Source organism: Peptoniphilus lacydonensis, assembly GCF_900106515.1.
Lineage (GTDB): Bacteria > Bacillota > Clostridia > Tissierellales > Peptoniphilaceae > Peptoniphilus_A > Peptoniphilus_A lacydonensis.
In genome coordinates, this window is sequence record NZ_FNWF01000003.1 from 933065 (window position 1) to 949558 (window position 16494).

Sequence of the window (16494 nt, forward strand, 5' to 3'; positions counted from 1 at the left end):
TTTCCCCCTTTAAATTTCAAAAACTTCTGATGGCAAAAATCTTGGTGCGACATCAATTGTGTAATCAATATTTTCTTCTTTATGAGATGATAAAAGCATGTTATTAATTGTATTTAGTGCAACTTCTGGCAAGTTGTTGTCAGATGATAGATGTCCCAAGATAATTTTTTCTTTTTTCTTTTTCAAAATCATAGAGAGAACTTCTGCTGCATTTTCATTTGAGAGATGACCCTTAGTTGAAAGTATCCTTTGTTTTGTGGCGAAGGGATAGGTTCCATTTAAAAGCATATCAACATCGTGATTGGATTCAAGATAGAATAAATTTGAATTTTCCATTTTTTCCATTGCGCTGCTATTTACCCAACCTGTATCTGTTAAAATTGAGATTTTTTTATTACCTTTTATTACAAAACCACAGCCGTCTTGACAGTCATGAAAAGTGTGAATTGGCAAGATTTCAAGGTCTTTAAATGTAAAATTTTTTCCGTTTTCGAAAATAAAAGTATTTTTTGGATCCAGTTTTTTTACTGTGGGAAGTATGGCATCTAGTGTCATCATATTTGAAAAAACTTTTAGGTTATGTCTTCTAGATAAAACTCCCACAGATTTTATGTGGTCAATGTGTTCGTGCGTGACAAAAATTGCATCAAGTTCACTTGCATCTACACCAATTTTTTGCAAATTTTCTTCAATTTTTTTGCCTGAAAGTCCTGCATCTATAATAATTTTTGTATCTTTATATTCAATATATTGGCAGTTGCCACTAGAGCCACTTGCCAATGAGCAAAATTTCATAAAAACCTCCAAAGATATTCTAACACAGGCTTTAAATTTTGTTAAGTTTAGTAATTGTATAGTACAGTGTACTCTCCATCAGAAAATTTTACTTTCCACGCAGGGATGGCTCTACCCCTTACGGCACGAGTTATATCCTCTATATATCCTTGATCTTCTGGATTAAAGTAAAAACAGGTAGTTATTTTTTCAATTGTTTTGTTGTAATAATCGTTGTTGTCAATTAGTGAAAGTAAAAGTCTTGGGGCAGGAGGTAGATAAATTTTTTGTTCAGATTCATCTAACACGTTTAGCCAAAGCCTATCCATTGAGAGCACACCTCTATTGTCAATTACAAAATTTGTGTAGGAACTTTCAACAGGTATATTTTCATAAATTTTTGTGTAGTTTAGAATATATTTATCTCCATCTATTGCGTAGTAACTTAGATAAATATCTCTATTGTCATATTTTTTATCTAATAAAAATTTTTTTGCAATTTCTTGTGCATCTTCAAGATTTGTAATTTTATATTTATTTTCTTTTATTCTATTTTCATAAAAGATTCTTCTGTTATTTACGAGATTAATATATTCATCTCCGCGAGAGATTTCTGCAAGGTCTGTACTAGGTCTTACAATTTTTCCATTGCCATTAAAATATCTTTCGTTTATGTCTTCTTCTGTTGATGTTTCCAAGGAAACTAGAAGAGAAGGTAATTTTTCTACCTTCCTTGGAATATTTGTGTCAATTTTAATATCTTTTTCCTCTAAAAGTCCTTCTACTTCCTTTGAAAAGTCCATTCTACTTGATTCATTGCCAAGTCTTATATTATTGTAATTGATGTAGATAAATAAAACAGCATTGGCAATTAGGAGTGCAATTATTAAAATTTTTTTAATTTTTTTCCAATCCATAATATCTACCTTACCATCATTAATTTTCCGTCTTCGGTGTTGAAATAATAAATGTTATCCATGTAGGACATTTCATATACTAACATTGGCTCTTCTGTTTCAAATTTATTGAAGCTTAAATAGACGAGATTTAAGCTATCTATATTTTTTAAAATATCCATTGCAGATTTGTAAGAAAATAATTTTTTGTTTTTATTTAAAATTCTGTGAATATCTGTTAAATAAATTTTTTCCTTTTTGTAAATTGGATTGTCATCTTTTCTAATATAATATTCTCTATAATTTTTTACAAATTCAGAATACACATCAATTTCAATAAAGCTATGTTCCTTTGAAGGCAAAACTAATGGGATTTGTCCGTCTTTTAAATTAAAGAAGAACCTGTATCCTAAATTTTTATTGTATTCAATTGGTTCAATTTTTTCTAAATATATCCCGCTACTTATACCTGCTTTTTGTGCAATAAATTCAACCGCTTGGTCCAAGGATTTATTTAAATTCCTCATTTTAGAATCAAAAAGAGATTCCAAGGAATATTCTATTATTCCATCGCGAGAAAGAGATAAGTACTCATTTTCATATATATAAGTGTTTTTTCCATCGGCAGAAAGTTCTCTCATAAAATCTGAATCTACATTTAAAAATCTTTCGGCTAAGGCATTTTTTTTATCATCTTCCAAATTGTAAAGGCCAGAAATATAAGAAACTTTTTGCAAAGATATATAATTTTCAGAAGGAATATATATATCTTTTTTTATCCCATAGGCTTCATAGAAATTTACTGCGTGAAGTCCCTTTTCTCTTACTTTATTCAAAATTTCGTCGATTTGAAAATCAACTTTTATGTCAATTAATTTATAAAAATTTTTGCTCCCAGAGATGTAAATTTCACCTTTATCAGAAATGTAAATGGAGTCTACACTTAAATTAATTTCGTTGCTATTTCTATTATCGCCAATTAAATTTACAAAAACAGAACCAGAAAGAGGAGAATTAAATTTAAAAACAATGGATCTTTGACTTTGCAGATTTAAATATTCATCTATGCTTATGACTTTTAAATTTTCTGAAGTAGCATTTTGGAGTTTTTTAGAAATACTTTCTGCAGTTATCTTCCAAAATTCTGATGTGTCAGATGTCATAAAGTGTTCTCTTTCTGAAAAGTTTGCAATAATTCTCTGTGGAGTTAATATTTCTTGTAAAAACTCATTTGCATTGAAATTACTTTTTGGGTTTTCATCTGTGGTACTAAAGGAGAGCCATAAATTTTTGGACTGAATAACTAGAAGAATTATCAAAAAAAATATTAGAAAAGTGGATAAAGATTTTTTATTTTTTTCCATCTTCATCACCAGTCCTAAATAAAAGAGTGACAGTTGTTCCTTCGCCAAATTTTGAATCTAATTTTAAATTTCCACCCAAAAGTTTTATCATTTCATTTGCAATAGAAAGCCCAAGTCCAGTGCCGCCCATGGCTCTACTTCTTCCTTTTTCAACTCTGTAAAATCTTTCTGTTATTCGAGGAAGATCTTCTTCTGGGATTCCTATACCATTATCAGATATTTTTATTTCAACAAAGTCATCTACATTTTTTGCAAGAATAGAGATTTTTCCATTTTCAGGAGTGTACTTACAAGAATTAGAAATAATATTTGTAAGGATTTGATCGGCTCCATTTCTATCTGCATAAATGTCATTTATATCCATGGCAATATTAAATTCTATTTTGTGATTCTTGCTAGAAATTAAAATTGATTGCGACTCAATTGCTTCGTCTATAAATTCATAAGTGTCAAATTTTGAAAAACTCAAATTATTCCTATTGTAATCAATGTTTGAAAGAGATAAAAGATCTGTTACAATCCTAGACATTCTAGAATTTTCTCTGTCTATCACTCTTAAAAATTTCTTTTCAGATTCATCGTCAAGCTCACTTTCCAAGAGAGTTTCTGTGTATGATTTAATAGTTGTTATTGGAGTTTTAAGCTCGTGGCTTACATTTGCAACAAATTCTTTTCTCATAATATCAAGAAGGTGTTCTTTGTTGACATCTTGTAACACAATAATAAGCCCAGAATTTACAAAGGCATCTGATTTATAGGGAGCATATTTAATTTTATAAAAATTATCTCCAATTTTTGTCAATTCTTCGCCCTTTAAACTTTCTTCATTTTTGTAATCTACATTGTATAAATTAATACTTTTTAAATTGATTTCTCTATTAAAATCTTTTTCAGAAATGTTTAAAATTTTCTTTGCAATGGAGTTTGCGTGAATAAGCCTGTTTTTTCTGTCAATTGCAATTACACCTTCTGCCATGTAATTAAAAATTGTGTCAAGCTTAGATTTTTCAAGATCCATTTTTTCAATAGTTTCACGAAGTTCTTTAGTTAAAAAATTAAAAGTTTTTCCAAGTTCGCCAATTTCATCGTCACTTTTAATCTCAACACTTTGATTGAAATTTCCTTTTGCCATAGCCCTTGTTTTTTTAGTGAGGGCTCTAATTGGATCTGTGATAGAATTGGCAATAAAGTATCCAAGAATTGAAGTTACAATAAGAGAAATTAAAGTTGCGTAAGTGATTATGACCTTTGAGTCGTCAATGACAGAATAAATTGAATTTAAATTTCTAGTCACATAGATTATAGCAAGGATCTTTCCGTCACCAGATAAAATTGGTCTTGTAATGTGTTTTTCTACATTTTTTTCATTTTTGTATTCCACAATTTTTTCACGACTTTTTCCATTAATTGTGTCCATGACAAGTTTTGGCTCAATATATTTAAACCCATAGGCACTTTTTAAATCTTTATAAGAAATATTTTTTGTGCTTGCGATAATTTTGGGATTTTTTTCTGCAGATATAATATAGGCAGATTCTTCACTGGAAATACCCCAGTCTTTTAGAGTTTCATCAAGCTGGGGTAGTGTATCATAATTATTATTTTTAAAAAAAGCAGATGTTGTAGTTGCAAGGGTGTCCATAGTTTTAATCATAGAAGTAGTTGCAGTTTCCACTTGTACCCTTTCAAGTCTATCTATTATAAAGGAAGAAGCTATAAACATTGATATTAAAACGAGTACGACATAAATTAAAATAAATCTAGATTTAATACTGTGATTCATGAGGATTCACCATTATCTTGAGCGAATAAATATCCAACTCCTCTTTTTGTCTTAATATATTTGAAGCTTTTGTTTTCATCTTCAATTTTTTCACGAAGTCTTCTAACAGTTACATCCACAGTTCTTATATCGCCATAATACTCATATTCCCAAACTTCTTGCAAAAGTTCTTCCCTTGAAAAAACTTTTCCTGGGTGAGATGCCAAAAATTTTAAAAGTTCAAACTCACGAAGAGTTAGTTCAATTATTTCGCCATTTCTCGAAACTTGATATTTGTTTAAATCAATTTCAAGATCCATTGCATTTAAAATTTTTACATCTTCTTCTTTTTTTTCATGAACATCAAATCGACGCAAAACTGCCTTTACTCTTGCAATTAATTCTCTCATGGAGAAAGGTTTTACCACATAGTCATCGGCGCCAAGTTCAAGGCCCAAAACTTTATCGACCTCATCTTCTCTTGCAGTTAGCATAATTACAGGGACGTCAGAAGACTTTCTTATCTCGCGCAAAGTTTCAAAACCATTTAATTTTGGCATCATAATATCAAGTAAAATTAAATCGTAGTTATTTTTTTCTACAAGGGCAATTGCACTTTTGCCATTGTTTGCAGTGTCAATGACATATCCTTCTTTTTCAAAATTAAATTTTATAATATCAGAAATTGCAGTTTCATCGTCTACTACGAGTATTTTCTCTTCCATAAAACCATCCTTTGTTAATTTTCATCAACTCTTGTAAAAATTTCGTCATTCCCCTTTTGTGAATACAAGATTAAAAGAGTTTTTGTATCAAGTATTCCGTCTATTTTTAAAATCATATCATAAAATCTTGTCAAATCTGAAGTATTAATAGTTTTAATTCTAAGCATAATGCAATGTTCACCAGTTACTCTGTAACATTCAAAGATTTTAAATTTCCCATCTTTTATATTCATTATTTCTTCTATGAGGCTTTTAAAATCATTGGTATTGACCTTTGCCAAAACATAAGTGTCCACATTGTATCCAATTTTTTGCCAATCCACAAGAACTTTATAACCTTTGATAAAGCCAGCATCTTCCATTTTGTAAATTCTTCTGTGTATAGCAGGCCTAGTAAGATTTAATTTTTTAGAAATATCTTCGTGACTCATTCTTCCATTTTTTCTCAAGAGTTCTAAAATTTCGATATCAATTTCATCTAAATTTTCATTTTTTCTCATAAAATTCTCCCTGTTACGATTTGTATAAAAATTTTTATTAACCTTACTTTATTTTAACATAAATTAGAAAGAATTGAATAATGTAAAAAATTTATTTATACAACTCTTTAAAAGTAAAATAATTATTTCGAAGTGAAAAAATTAAAAGTTTTTATCTTATAATAAAAATTCAAAAGATTATAAATCTTTATAGACGAGATAAAATAGTATATAATAATCTTTACGGAGGCTTCTTATGGATAATTTATCATATCTTAGTTTTAGAAAGATGGAGCTTGAAGACGTATTTACTTTTAAAAATTGGGCAAGACATGATTCAATTTTATTTTTAGATTACAATTTTATTGAAGAGAGCGAAAAAGAAGTAGTAGATTGGTTTAATTGGAAAACTAAAAAACCTATGTCAGAATACTATGTTGCTCTTTTTAAAGATAAAATAATTGGATATATGTCTTTTAAAAATATAAATAAAATTTTAAAGACGGCAGAACTGGGGATAGTATTAGATCCTAATTACATAAATAAAGGACTTGGAAAAGATATTTTAAAAAAATTTTTGGACTATGCAAAAGATAGAGGATTTAAAAAGATAATTCTTTTTGTAGCGGATTACAATAAAAGGGCGATAAGAGTTTACGAAAGCCTTGGATTTAAAGAAAAATATAAATTTTTAATGTTATTCCAAAATGGAGAGTACGATAAAGATAATGAAGATTTTATAGAAAATAAATCTTCTTTTAAAATAATTTTAAACAAGACTTTTAATTATGCAACTAAAATGGAACTGAACCTTGAAAGAGATTGGTGAAAAATGTTTTTACTTGAGAAAAATAAATATGATTTGGGAGAAACTTCCTTTGAAAATATTTTTATAAATGACTTTATGCCAGGAGCCAATGGAGAATTTGTAAAAGTTTATATTTTAGGATATAAATTTGCAAAGGAGAATAGGGAAGATATTACAAATGAAAATATAGCCGATTACCTTGGGATTTTAGAGTCAGATGTAAAAAGAGCTTGGCAATATTGGAAAAAAATGGGCATAATTGAGATTGAAGATGAGAAAATAAAGTTTGTAAATTTAAGAGAACTTTATATAAATAATGTCTACAATTTAAAAGAAGAGAAAAAAGAGGATAGAGGATATTCGAAAATTGTAGAGAATCCGACTTATGCAAATCTCTTGACAAGAGTTGAATTTCTTATGAGAGAGCCAATTGCTCCAATGAAAAAGATTGATATTATAAATTGGATCACATCTTACAATATGCCTGCAAATTTAATTGAAGAGGCTTTTTTTTATACTACGGAGATAAAGGGAATCTACAACATTTCCTATGTTGAAAAAGTTGTTAGAAATTGGTCAAAAGAAAATATTAGGACTATGGAAGATGTGGAGAAATCCTATATTGAACATGATGTAAAATATTATAGATACAAAAAAGTTATGAGATATATTGGAGTGGACAAAAAATTTAGTCAAGCGGATTTTAATATTATTAATTCGTGGTTTGACGAATTTAAATTCTCAAAGGATTTAATTTTTGCAGCCTGCAACAGAACTTCTAAAATTTCAAAACCAAATGTGGCGTATGTTGATGCGATTTTAATGAGGTGGAAGGATTTAAATATTAATTCTGTGGAAGAAATTGAAGAAAAAGATCAAAAGAAAAAAAAGAAAAAGCCCACAGCATTTCACAATTTTAAACAAATAACTGACAAATATTCTGAAGAAGAGTTAAATGATGTCGCCATGAGAAAGCAAAAAGAAGGCTTTAAAAAGTTAGGTGTTGATTATGGAACTTACCACAAAGATAAGTAATTATTATGAAAATCTCAGGAGAAAGAATGCAGAAACTCATGAAAAAAGAGTAGGAGAAATTTACAAAAAGATTCCAGAGATAAGGGAAATGGATGCACTAATAAGAGATATTGCACTAAAAGCATCAATTGAACAGATAAAAAATCCTGATTCAGATAAATCCATAGAAGAATCGGAAAAAATTTATAAATTAAAGTTAAAAAAGATGGATTTTTTAGAAAAAAGGGGGTATCCTAGAGATTACCTTGATGATATTTACACTTGCAAGGATTGTCATGACACTGGAATAATAGAAGATGAAGTTCATCTAGAAACTACAGAAAAGTGTCACTGTCTCAAAAAATTAATTGTATCAGAGCTTTATGATATGAGTTCCATTTCCTATATGTTGGAAAGAGAAAATTTTGACAACTTTGATTTAAATGTATTTTCTGAAAAAGTTTATGATAAATTTAATATGTCGCCAAAGGAAAATATGAAAAATATTCTTGCGATTTCCAAAAATTATATAAAAACTTTTGATGAAAAAAATGATTTAAATTTACTTCTTTGGGGTCCAACAGGACAGGGAAAGACTTTCTTATTAAACTGTATTGCTGCGGAACTTATAAAAGAAGATGTTATAGTTATCTATCAGACAGCTTACGAGATTTTAAAGACAATGGAAGACAGAAAATTTAAGAATAAAGATGATGACAAATACAATTTATACTTTGAAGCAGATCTTTTAATAGTGGATGATCTTGGGATTGAATTTGTAAATTCTTTTACAACTTCAGAAATTTTTAATATTATAAACACAAGACTCTTGCGTGGCAAAAAAACTTTGATCTCTACGAATTTGTCGCCCAAAGAACTTTCGAAAACTTATACAGATCGAGTTTTTTCAAGAGTTTTCCAAAAATTTGTTCCAATTAGATTTTTTGGACCAGATTTAAGATGGCAGTAAGTATTTTATGGAAAAGGGGAGAAAAATGAAATTATCAAACAGAATTCAAAAAGTAGGATATTCAGCAATTAGAGAATTAATTCCTTATGAACGAAAGGCAAAGGAAAATGGTAAAAAAATTTATGAATTGAATATTGGAGCGCCAGATGTATCTGTACCTGATGTCTATTATGAAACTTTTAAGACAGTAAAGAAAGGTGCACTCCCATACGCCCAAGCACAAGGGCTTCCAGAACTAAGAAAGGCAACAGCAAAATATTATAAAAATAGAAATATAAATTTTGATGCTGATGATATATTTATAACAAATGGAGCAAGTGAAGCACTTTTATTTACCTTTGAAACAATTGCAGATTATGGAGAAGAAATCTTGACAACAAATCCATTCTACACAAATTATATGACAGCCTTTGATCAACTTGGAATAAATATAGAAACTTTTGACACAGATCCTAATGATGGATTTGCACTTCCAGAAGAAAAAGAAATAGAAAAGCATATAAGCGATAAAACAGTAGGTATTCTTTTGTCAAATCCTACGAATCCAACAGGAGCATTGTATTCAGAAGAAGAAATAGAAAGAATTTGTAAAATTGCAAAAAAATATGATTTATATATTGTTGCAGATGAAGTATATAGAGAATTTGTATATGATGGAAATAAATATAAATCCTTTGGAGAAGTTGAGGGAATTGAAGAAAATTTAATTTTAATAGATTCAATTTCAAAGAGGTTTGGAGCTTGTGGTGCAAGAATTGGTTCAGTAGCTTCAAAAAATGAAGAATTTAAAGATGGAATAAATAAACTTTGCAATTCAAGACTTGCAGCACCAACAATTGAACAAATGGCAGCAGCAAGACTTTATGATATCGATGAAAGTTATTTTAAAGAAGTAAATGAAGAGTATCAAAAAAGGCGTGATTTAATTTACGAAGAACTAATTAATATTCCAGGAGTCACAGTAAAAAAACCAAAGGGAGCCTTTTATGTAATGCCAAAACTTCCTGTTGATGATACAGAAAAATTTGCAATTTGGATGCTTGAAAACTTTGATATAGATGGAGAAACTATTATGTTTGCTCCAGCAAAAGGATTTTTCAAAAATCAAGAAGATGGAAAGCAAATGATTAGACTTGCCTTTATACTAAACACAGAAGATTTAAAGAAGAGCATGAAAATTTTGCGCGAAGGTATAAAAGCTTATGTGAATGAAAATGAATAGAGATAAGGTTTTAAAAATTTTAGAAAAAATTACAATAATTCTTGTAACTGCCATTATGGTTTTAGTAATGGCAAATCAATATATAAAAACAAGTCAAGGAGCAATAAATGAATCCTTTAGAATGGCACAGATTTTTATTGCAATAGCAGTTGTAGTTTTGACACTTATAATGGCAATTGTGAGCAAAAATAAAAAAATGTTTTTTGTAATGCTTGGATTTTATGCACTGACGGCAGCATTATTTTATGTATTTAAATCAGCAAATAGAATTTAAAATTAAATAAAAATATTATAATAAACTCATATGTTAAATATGGTATAATTATAATATAGTTATGGGGACTGTTTTTACAGCCCCTTTTTTAGAAAGAAGAGGAATTTATGAATTTATTACTAATAACTCTAGTTCTTTTTTGGCAATTATAGCTACAAGAATTTCAAATAGAGCAGGACTTCCATCGCTCCTTTTATTTTTAACTCTTGGAGTTATCTTTTCTTGTTTTGGATTTGATTTTAATAATTTTAAAATTGCAGAAGACATTGCCACAATATCTCTTATGATAATTATGTTTTACGGCGGATTTGGAACGAACTGGAACATGGGAAAGTCTACTGCAAGAGAGTCAATAATTTTGGCAACAGTTGGAGTATTTTTAACTGCAATTATAACTGGATTTTTTTGCCACTATATATTGAAATTCAACTTTTTGGAATCCATGCTACTGGGTTCTGTTGTAGCATCAACAGATTATGCTTCAGTTTCAAATATTTTAGTTTCTAAAAAATTAAATTTAAAATATTCAACAGCACCGCTGTTAGAAATAGAAAGTGGTTCAAATGACCCAACTGCTTATACAATGACAATGGTTTTTTTGTCAATACTTTCAGGAAATAATGTATCAATTCCACTTTTAATTTTAAATCAAGTAATTGTTGGATTAATATTTGGATTTCTTCTTGGATTTATATTTTTAAAAATAATAGAGAAATTGTCTATAGATGAAGATGGACTTTTTTCTGTATTTATTGCAACTATTATGATTGGAACTTATGCAGTGACAGTTCTTTTTGGCGGCAACGGATTCTTGGCACTTTATATTTTAGGAATTTACATTGGAAATCATGAGTTTAAAAGAAAAAGAGATGTAGTATTTTTTTATGATGGGCTTTCAACAATTTTTCAAATAGCAATGTTTTTCCTTCTTGGACTTTTATCAGACATACATTTGATAATAAGAGTATTGCCAATTGGGTTTATTATTGCAATTTTTATGCTTTTTATCGCAAGACCAATTTCTGTTTTTGGACTTATGGCACCCTTTAAAATGAAAAGAAACCAGCTAAAACTTATTTCAATTGCAGGACTTAGAGGAGCAGCAGCAATTGCCTTTGCCATAATGGTTGTAAATAGCGGGCTAAAATTATCAATAGACATTTTCCACATAGTTTTCGTAATTTGTATAATATCACTTTTAATTCAAGGCACAGCACTTCCCTTTGCAACAAAGAAATTAGATATGTACGATCCAGATGATACAGTTTTGAGAACATTTAATTATTACTCTGACAAGACAGATTTAGAATTTATAAAAACTAAAGTAACAAAAAATTCTCCTTGGGTAAATAAAAAAATATCAGATGTAAAGATAGAATTCAATGTAATAATTGCAAAAATTGAAAGAGAGAGAAAGAGTATCGTGCCAAGAGGAGATACTTATCTTAAAGAAGGTGACATCCTTGTATTAGGTGGAGAAGCATATTTTGATAAAACTGGGGAAGATCTTTTAGAGATAAAAATTTCTAAAAGTCACAAGTGGGCAGGGAAAAAAGTTAAAGACATCGATGTGGGTAAAAATGAATTAATAATAATGGTAGAAAGTCCAAGTGGAGAAATAATAGTTCCACGTGGAGATACCATATTGATACCAGGTATGAGAGCAGTTATATCCAAAGAAATAAATAAAATCTGATAAGATTATCTAAAAAATTATTGAAGACAAAAGAAATAAATGAAAGAAGGGTTACACTTTTAGTGTGAAAGAAAAGATAAAAAAATTGTGCTATAAGTTAAAAAAATTTAATAAAAAGTATTTGTAATTATGGATTCATAATATATGCTGAAGATTCATTCATCAAGAAGCATTCACAGAAGTCATTTTTTATTATAGTCTTTTAGCATTTCAAAGGCTTTATATTGAAAGTTGAGTTTTAGAAAGGAAGAGTACAAGCATTAAAGTTCAAAAACAATTAATAGATTTTACTATTAATTAGTAAAGATTTTAATTGATTTGGGACTTAATAGTTTTAGTATTTTTATAAGCAAAAGTTACTAAATTAAATAAGAGATAAAAATAGAGCATATATAAAATAAAAATTTGATTTTTTATAATCTCAGATTATGTATTGCATTTTTCATAAGAAATATGTACAGCATTAATAGTTTATTCTCTAGTGCTAAATTCAACTATGTTTAGTTGTTTCAACTTATCGATACTTTCCCAATATGCGTAGTTAAATTTATGGATGTTAGAAATTTCAATATATTCTTCACGATTTGAGTTATACTAACTATAATTCCTATAAACGAAAATAATATTAAAATAATTACAATGTCATCCATTTTTATTGTCCTTCCAATAATTCTGTAGCTTTTATTATTTTGTAAATTTATTGTCCAATTTTTTGAAAATAATTGATCTTAGTAAAGCTTATTAATTTTAGTATTTATTAGTTATGTTCGGATTATTATATGCAATATTTTTTTCTACAAGATATTTATCCTTTGATTTTAAGTAGAAAATATCTCTTATATATTAATGCGGTTTAAGTTAGTTAGGAGTTTATTTTGTTTTGTACTTGTTATGATAATTTATCTTTACAAGAAATTTGTCATTATCAGTAAAATAAAAAAGAAATAGCAAGTAGATATTTCTAGATTTTTATCAACTTGACTTTAAAAGTTCTTCATATTTTTCAATAAGTTCTGTTGGTATTACAAAGTTAAAGTATGTTCCTGATTTTGATAGAAATAAATACATTATGCCTAGTGCTGTAAATTTTTTCATGTTTACATATACATTTTCGTCTGAATAATCTACTGCACCGTTATAAAAATCGTAGAAACTCTTATGCTCTTTTTCATCAAAGTTCATAAGAGTTTTTTCAAATTCTGATAAAATTTTTTCGTACAAAACTTTATTTTGTTCTTCTTCGTTTAACTTAGAAATATCAATTTTATAAGAACTTGATATTAGTGTCCTTTGATAATCGTCTAAGTTTTCAATAATAGGGTATAATTTGTCAATAGGTAGTTTGTTTATTGTTTCTACTTTGAACAGTTTTAATAAAAAATCGCTCATAATTCACCTCTTATTTATTATACATGAATTGAGCTTTGGGAGGAAATATGTCTGAGATAAAAAAATTGCAGGATGGAATTTTTTGTAAAATAATTCCTTTAAAGGGAAATCCGCTTAAAAGTATTAATATTTATATGGTAAAGTCGAAAGACGAAGCAATGATTATCGATACAGGTTTTAATACTGAAGAGATAAAAAGTGAAATGTTGTCCTTTATAAAGGATATGGAAGTTAATTTAAATAAAACAATTTTATTTTTAACTCATCTTCATTCTGATCACACTGGTCTTGCAAATTGGTTTTCTGATGAACTTGGCGTGGAAATTTATATGGGAGATATTGATTACAAAATGATGTCTTCAATGGCTGATGCGAATTCTAAGAGATGGAGAGAAGTTATGGGTACAACTCATATGCAAGGTCTTGATGAAGATAATTTAAAAATTTGGGAGCATGCAGGCTTTAGGTATAGACCTAAAAATGAGTTTCCATATATTTCTTTTAATCCGGGGTATACTTTAAAAGTTGGAGATTTCAGTTTTACAGGAATGGATTTTTCTGGACACACGCCTGGCATGGTTGGTCTTTATGAAAAAGATAAGAAGATTTTATTTTGTGGAGATCACCTTCTTAAAAAAATTACTCCAAATATTACTTTTTGGAATTTTCTAGTGGGAGATAGTTTGGGAAGATATTTAAAAAATATTGAAAAATTAAGAAATCTTCCCATTGATCATATTTATTCATCTCACAGAGATTTAATAGAAGATGTGCCAAAGAGAATTGATGAGCTAGAAAATCATCACAAAAAGAGAATAGGTGAAGCTTTTGAAACTTTAAATAGAAATAAAGAGTGCACAGTGAGAGATATTGCCATGAATATGAGTTGGGATATGAGAGCAAAAGATTTTTCAGAATTCCCAAATACACAAAAGTTTTTTGCAGCAGGAGAGGCTCATGCTCATCTTGAATACTTAAGAGCAATAGGAAAAGCTGGTGTTAAAAAAGATGAGAATGGAGTTCTCAAGTATTTTGCAATTTAATCTTTTTTGATTTAATATAAGTTTAGAAATAATAAAAAAATGGAGAGAATGGGACAATAATGGAAGAATTAATTTGTAAGTACAAAAATAAAGTTTTAGAAAGTGGTAAGGAAACAATTTTATGTGGAATTATAAATGTTACCCCAGATTCTTTTTCTGATGGTGGAAAATTTTTTGGAGTGGACAAAGCTGTAAAAAGAGCAATGGAATTAATTGAATCTGGAGCTAGGATGATTGATGTTGGTGGAGAATCAACAAGACCGGGTTCGACTTATGTTGAAGTTGAAGAAGAGATAAGTAGAGTTATTCCAGTTATAAAAAAATTAAAAGAGATGACAGATGTGCCAATTTCTATAGATACTTGGAAAGCTGATGTTGCAGAAGCTGCAATAGAAGCAGGGGTCGACTTTGTAAATGATATAACTGGATTTATGGGTGATCCCAAAATGGCAGAAGTTGTTGGTAAAAGTGATGTAGGTGCAATTGTAATGTTTAATCCAAAAATTGCAAGGCCAAAACACAAAAGTAGTGCAAATTTTCCATCTTTTGGTGGAGAAGGTGCTTTTACAGAAGAAGAATTGAAATCCTTTGAAGATATGGATATTGTTGAAGTTATGAAAAAGTATTTTGAAAAGGCTCTTCTTCGTGCTCATGAAAATGGAATTGAAAGAGAAAGAATAATGCTTGATCCAGGAATTGGATTTGCTCTTACAAAAAAGGAAAATTTAAAATTAATTGATAAAATTGATACAATAAGAGATTTTGGATGTTTTATATTTTTGGGAGTTTCTAGAAAGAGATTTATCACAAATATTTTAAGTGAAAATAATATTGACGCAGACGGGAATAATGAAGAAGGTTTTGAAAATAGAGATGAAGCATCAGCTGCACTTACTACAATAGCTTCATATAAAGGTGTTGAAGTGCTAAGAGTTCACACAATGAAACATCATCTTCTTGCAAAACTCGTTGCTGATTCTGTTAGATTGAATGAAGTTATTGAAGATGTAAATTTCAAACCTTATTCACTTTAAATTATTTTTTATAAGAGATATAATATATTTAGAATAAAAAAAGGGGGACATTATGTCATTAATTGAAAATTTGAAAGCTAGTGTAAGATCATCAAAACCAGAAATAGTTTTTCCAGAAGGCAATGATCCAAGAATTTTGAGAGCAGCAATTAGACTTAATGAAGATGGAGATATTAAACCAATAGTTCTTGGAGATAAAAAAGAACTTGAAACTCTTGCAGAAAAAGAAGGAGTAAAATTAGGAAATCTTGAAATTTTAAACCCAGCTAATTATGATGAAAAAGATGCAATGGTAAAATCTTTTGTAGAAAGAAGAAAGGGAAAAGTATCAGAAGAAGATGCTGAGGAAATTTTAAAAGACCATAATTATTTTGGAACTATGTTAATTTATATGGGAAAAGCTAAGGGACTTGTATCAGGTGCGGCACATACAACAGCAGATACAGTTAGACCAGCTCTTCAAATCATAAAAACAAAAGAAGGATACAAGAGATGCTCAGGAGCATTTATTATGTTAAGAGATGAAGAAATGTATTTAATGGCAGACTGTGCAATAAATATTGACCTTGACAAAGATGGACTTGCAGAAGTTGCACTTGTTTCAAATGAAACAGCAAGACAATTTGGAATGGATCCAAAAATTGCAATGCTTTCTTTCTCAACAAAGGGATCAGCATCTCATGAAAGAGTTACAATGGTTGCAGAAGCAACAGAAATTGCTAAAGAAAAAAATCCTGAAATGGCAATAGACGGAGAGCTTCAATTTGACGCAGCTTTTGTAGAATCAGTTGCAAATAAAAAAGCACCAGGTTCAGAAGTTGCAGGTCACGCAAATGTGTTTGTATTCCCTAACATAGAAGCAGGAAATATTGGATACAAAATTGCACAAAGATTTGGCGGATTTGAAGCAATAGGACCAATCCTTCAAGGACTTAATGCCCCAGTAAATGACTTATCTCGTGGTTGCTCAGAAGATGAAGTATATTCACTTGCAATTATAACAGCAGCACAAGCAGTTTTATAATTAAAATTTGACTTAAAGAC

The 16494-nt window shown here is 29.0% G+C and carries 15 protein-coding genes and 1 pseudogene; 9 read left to right on the forward strand and 7 right to left on the reverse strand.

Translation table 11 applies throughout. The features are described 5' to 3' along the window. Nucleotides 1-9 precede the first annotated feature (9 nt). From BQ5450_RS06210 to BQ5450_RS06235, 6 genes are read right to left on the reverse strand one after another with little or no spacing between them, the layout of a single operon-like run. A complete protein-coding gene (locus tag BQ5450_RS06210) occupies nucleotides 10-795 on the reverse strand; it encodes an MBL fold metallo-hydrolase (RefSeq protein ID WP_071126310.1) in 786 nt (261 codons plus the stop codon). Between the two features lie 47 nt (nucleotides 796-842). Next, nucleotides 843-1691: a two-component system regulatory protein YycI gene (locus BQ5450_RS06215; RefSeq protein WP_071126311.1), complete on the reverse strand. Its 849-nt coding sequence runs from the start codon at nucleotides 1689-1691 to the stop codon at nucleotides 843-845. A gap of 5 nt (nucleotides 1692-1696) precedes the next feature. Next, a complete protein-coding gene (locus BQ5450_RS06220; RefSeq protein ID WP_071126312.1) occupies nucleotides 1697-3034 on the reverse strand; it encodes a hypothetical protein in 1338 nt (445 codons plus the stop codon). After that, on the reverse strand, nucleotides 3021-4817 hold the full coding sequence (locus BQ5450_RS06225) for a HAMP domain-containing sensor histidine kinase (protein ID WP_083379741.1): 1797 nt from the start codon (nucleotides 4815-4817) through the stop codon (nucleotides 3021-3023). The genes BQ5450_RS06220 and BQ5450_RS06225 overlap by 14 nt, the downstream gene beginning before the upstream one ends. Then, nucleotides 4814-5521, reverse strand: a complete 708-nt coding sequence (locus tag BQ5450_RS06230; RefSeq protein WP_010245206.1) for a response regulator — start codon at nucleotides 5519-5521, stop codon at nucleotides 4814-4816. The genes BQ5450_RS06225 and BQ5450_RS06230 overlap by 4 nt, the downstream gene beginning before the upstream one ends. A gap of 14 nt (nucleotides 5522-5535) precedes the next feature. Next, on the reverse strand, nucleotides 5536-6021 hold the full coding sequence (locus BQ5450_RS06235) for an Lrp/AsnC family transcriptional regulator (protein ID WP_010245204.1): 486 nt from the start codon (nucleotides 6019-6021) through the stop codon (nucleotides 5536-5538). A 235-nt stretch (nucleotides 6022-6256) separates the two neighbouring features. Here BQ5450_RS06235 and BQ5450_RS06240 point away from each other — a divergent pair, with 235 nt between their 5' ends. From BQ5450_RS06240 to BQ5450_RS06265, 6 genes and pseudogenes are all read left to right on the forward strand, one after another. Then, complete coding sequence (locus tag BQ5450_RS06240) at nucleotides 6257-6829, forward strand: GNAT family N-acetyltransferase (RefSeq protein WP_010245201.1); 573 nt, start codon at nucleotides 6257-6259, stop codon at nucleotides 6827-6829. Between the two features lie 3 nt (nucleotides 6830-6832). Beyond that, nucleotides 6833-7843 (forward strand): DnaD domain protein, encoded by a 1011-nt coding sequence (locus BQ5450_RS06245; RefSeq protein WP_071126314.1) that lies wholly within the window; start codon nucleotides 6833-6835, stop codon nucleotides 7841-7843. Further along, nucleotides 7818-8792, forward strand: coding sequence for an ATP-binding protein (locus BQ5450_RS06250; protein WP_071126315.1), 975 nt, complete (start codon nucleotides 7818-7820; stop codon nucleotides 8790-8792). The genes BQ5450_RS06245 and BQ5450_RS06250 overlap by 26 nt, the downstream gene beginning before the upstream one ends. A 25-nt stretch (nucleotides 8793-8817) precedes the next feature. Continuing rightward, the gene (locus BQ5450_RS06255) at nucleotides 8818-10014 is read left to right on the forward strand and encodes a pyridoxal phosphate-dependent aminotransferase (RefSeq protein ID WP_071126316.1); all 1197 of its coding nucleotides are present in this window, start codon (nucleotides 8818-8820) and stop codon (nucleotides 10012-10014) included. Further along, nucleotides 10007-10288, forward strand: coding sequence for a hypothetical protein (locus BQ5450_RS06260; RefSeq protein WP_010245184.1), 282 nt, complete (start codon nucleotides 10007-10009; stop codon nucleotides 10286-10288). Before BQ5450_RS06255 ends, BQ5450_RS06260 begins: the two co-directional genes overlap by 8 nt. Nucleotides 10289-10395: 107 nt before the next feature. Beyond that, a pseudogene (locus tag BQ5450_RS06265) lies at nucleotides 10396-11984 on the forward strand (potassium/proton antiporter). Between the two features lie 972 nt (nucleotides 11985-12956). Here the strand turns inward: BQ5450_RS06265 and BQ5450_RS06270 are convergent. Next, nucleotides 12957-13373 carry a hypothetical protein gene (locus tag BQ5450_RS06270; protein WP_071126317.1) on the reverse strand — a complete coding sequence of 139 codons (417 nt, stop codon included), beginning with the start codon at nucleotides 13371-13373 and terminating at the stop codon, nucleotides 12957-12959. 47 nt (nucleotides 13374-13420) lie between these two features. Here BQ5450_RS06270 and BQ5450_RS06275 point away from each other — a divergent pair, with 47 nt between their 5' ends. The 3 genes from BQ5450_RS06275 to pta are packed head-to-tail and all read left to right on the forward strand — an operon-like array spanning nucleotide 13421 to nucleotide 16474. After that, entirely contained in the window at nucleotides 13421-14416 is a 996-nt protein-coding gene (locus BQ5450_RS06275; RefSeq protein ID WP_083379743.1) for an MBL fold metallo-hydrolase, read from the forward strand. A 59-nt stretch (nucleotides 14417-14475) separates the two neighbouring features. After that, nucleotides 14476-15450 carry a dihydropteroate synthase gene (gene folP / locus BQ5450_RS06280; RefSeq protein WP_071126318.1) on the forward strand — a complete coding sequence of 325 codons (975 nt, stop codon included), beginning with the start codon at nucleotides 14476-14478 and terminating at the stop codon, nucleotides 15448-15450. Between the two features lie 52 nt (nucleotides 15451-15502). Then, nucleotides 15503-16474 carry a phosphate acetyltransferase gene (gene pta, locus BQ5450_RS06285; protein WP_010245169.1) on the forward strand — a complete coding sequence of 324 codons (972 nt, stop codon included), beginning with the start codon at nucleotides 15503-15505 and terminating at the stop codon, nucleotides 16472-16474. Nucleotides 16475-16494: the final 20 nt, after the last annotated feature.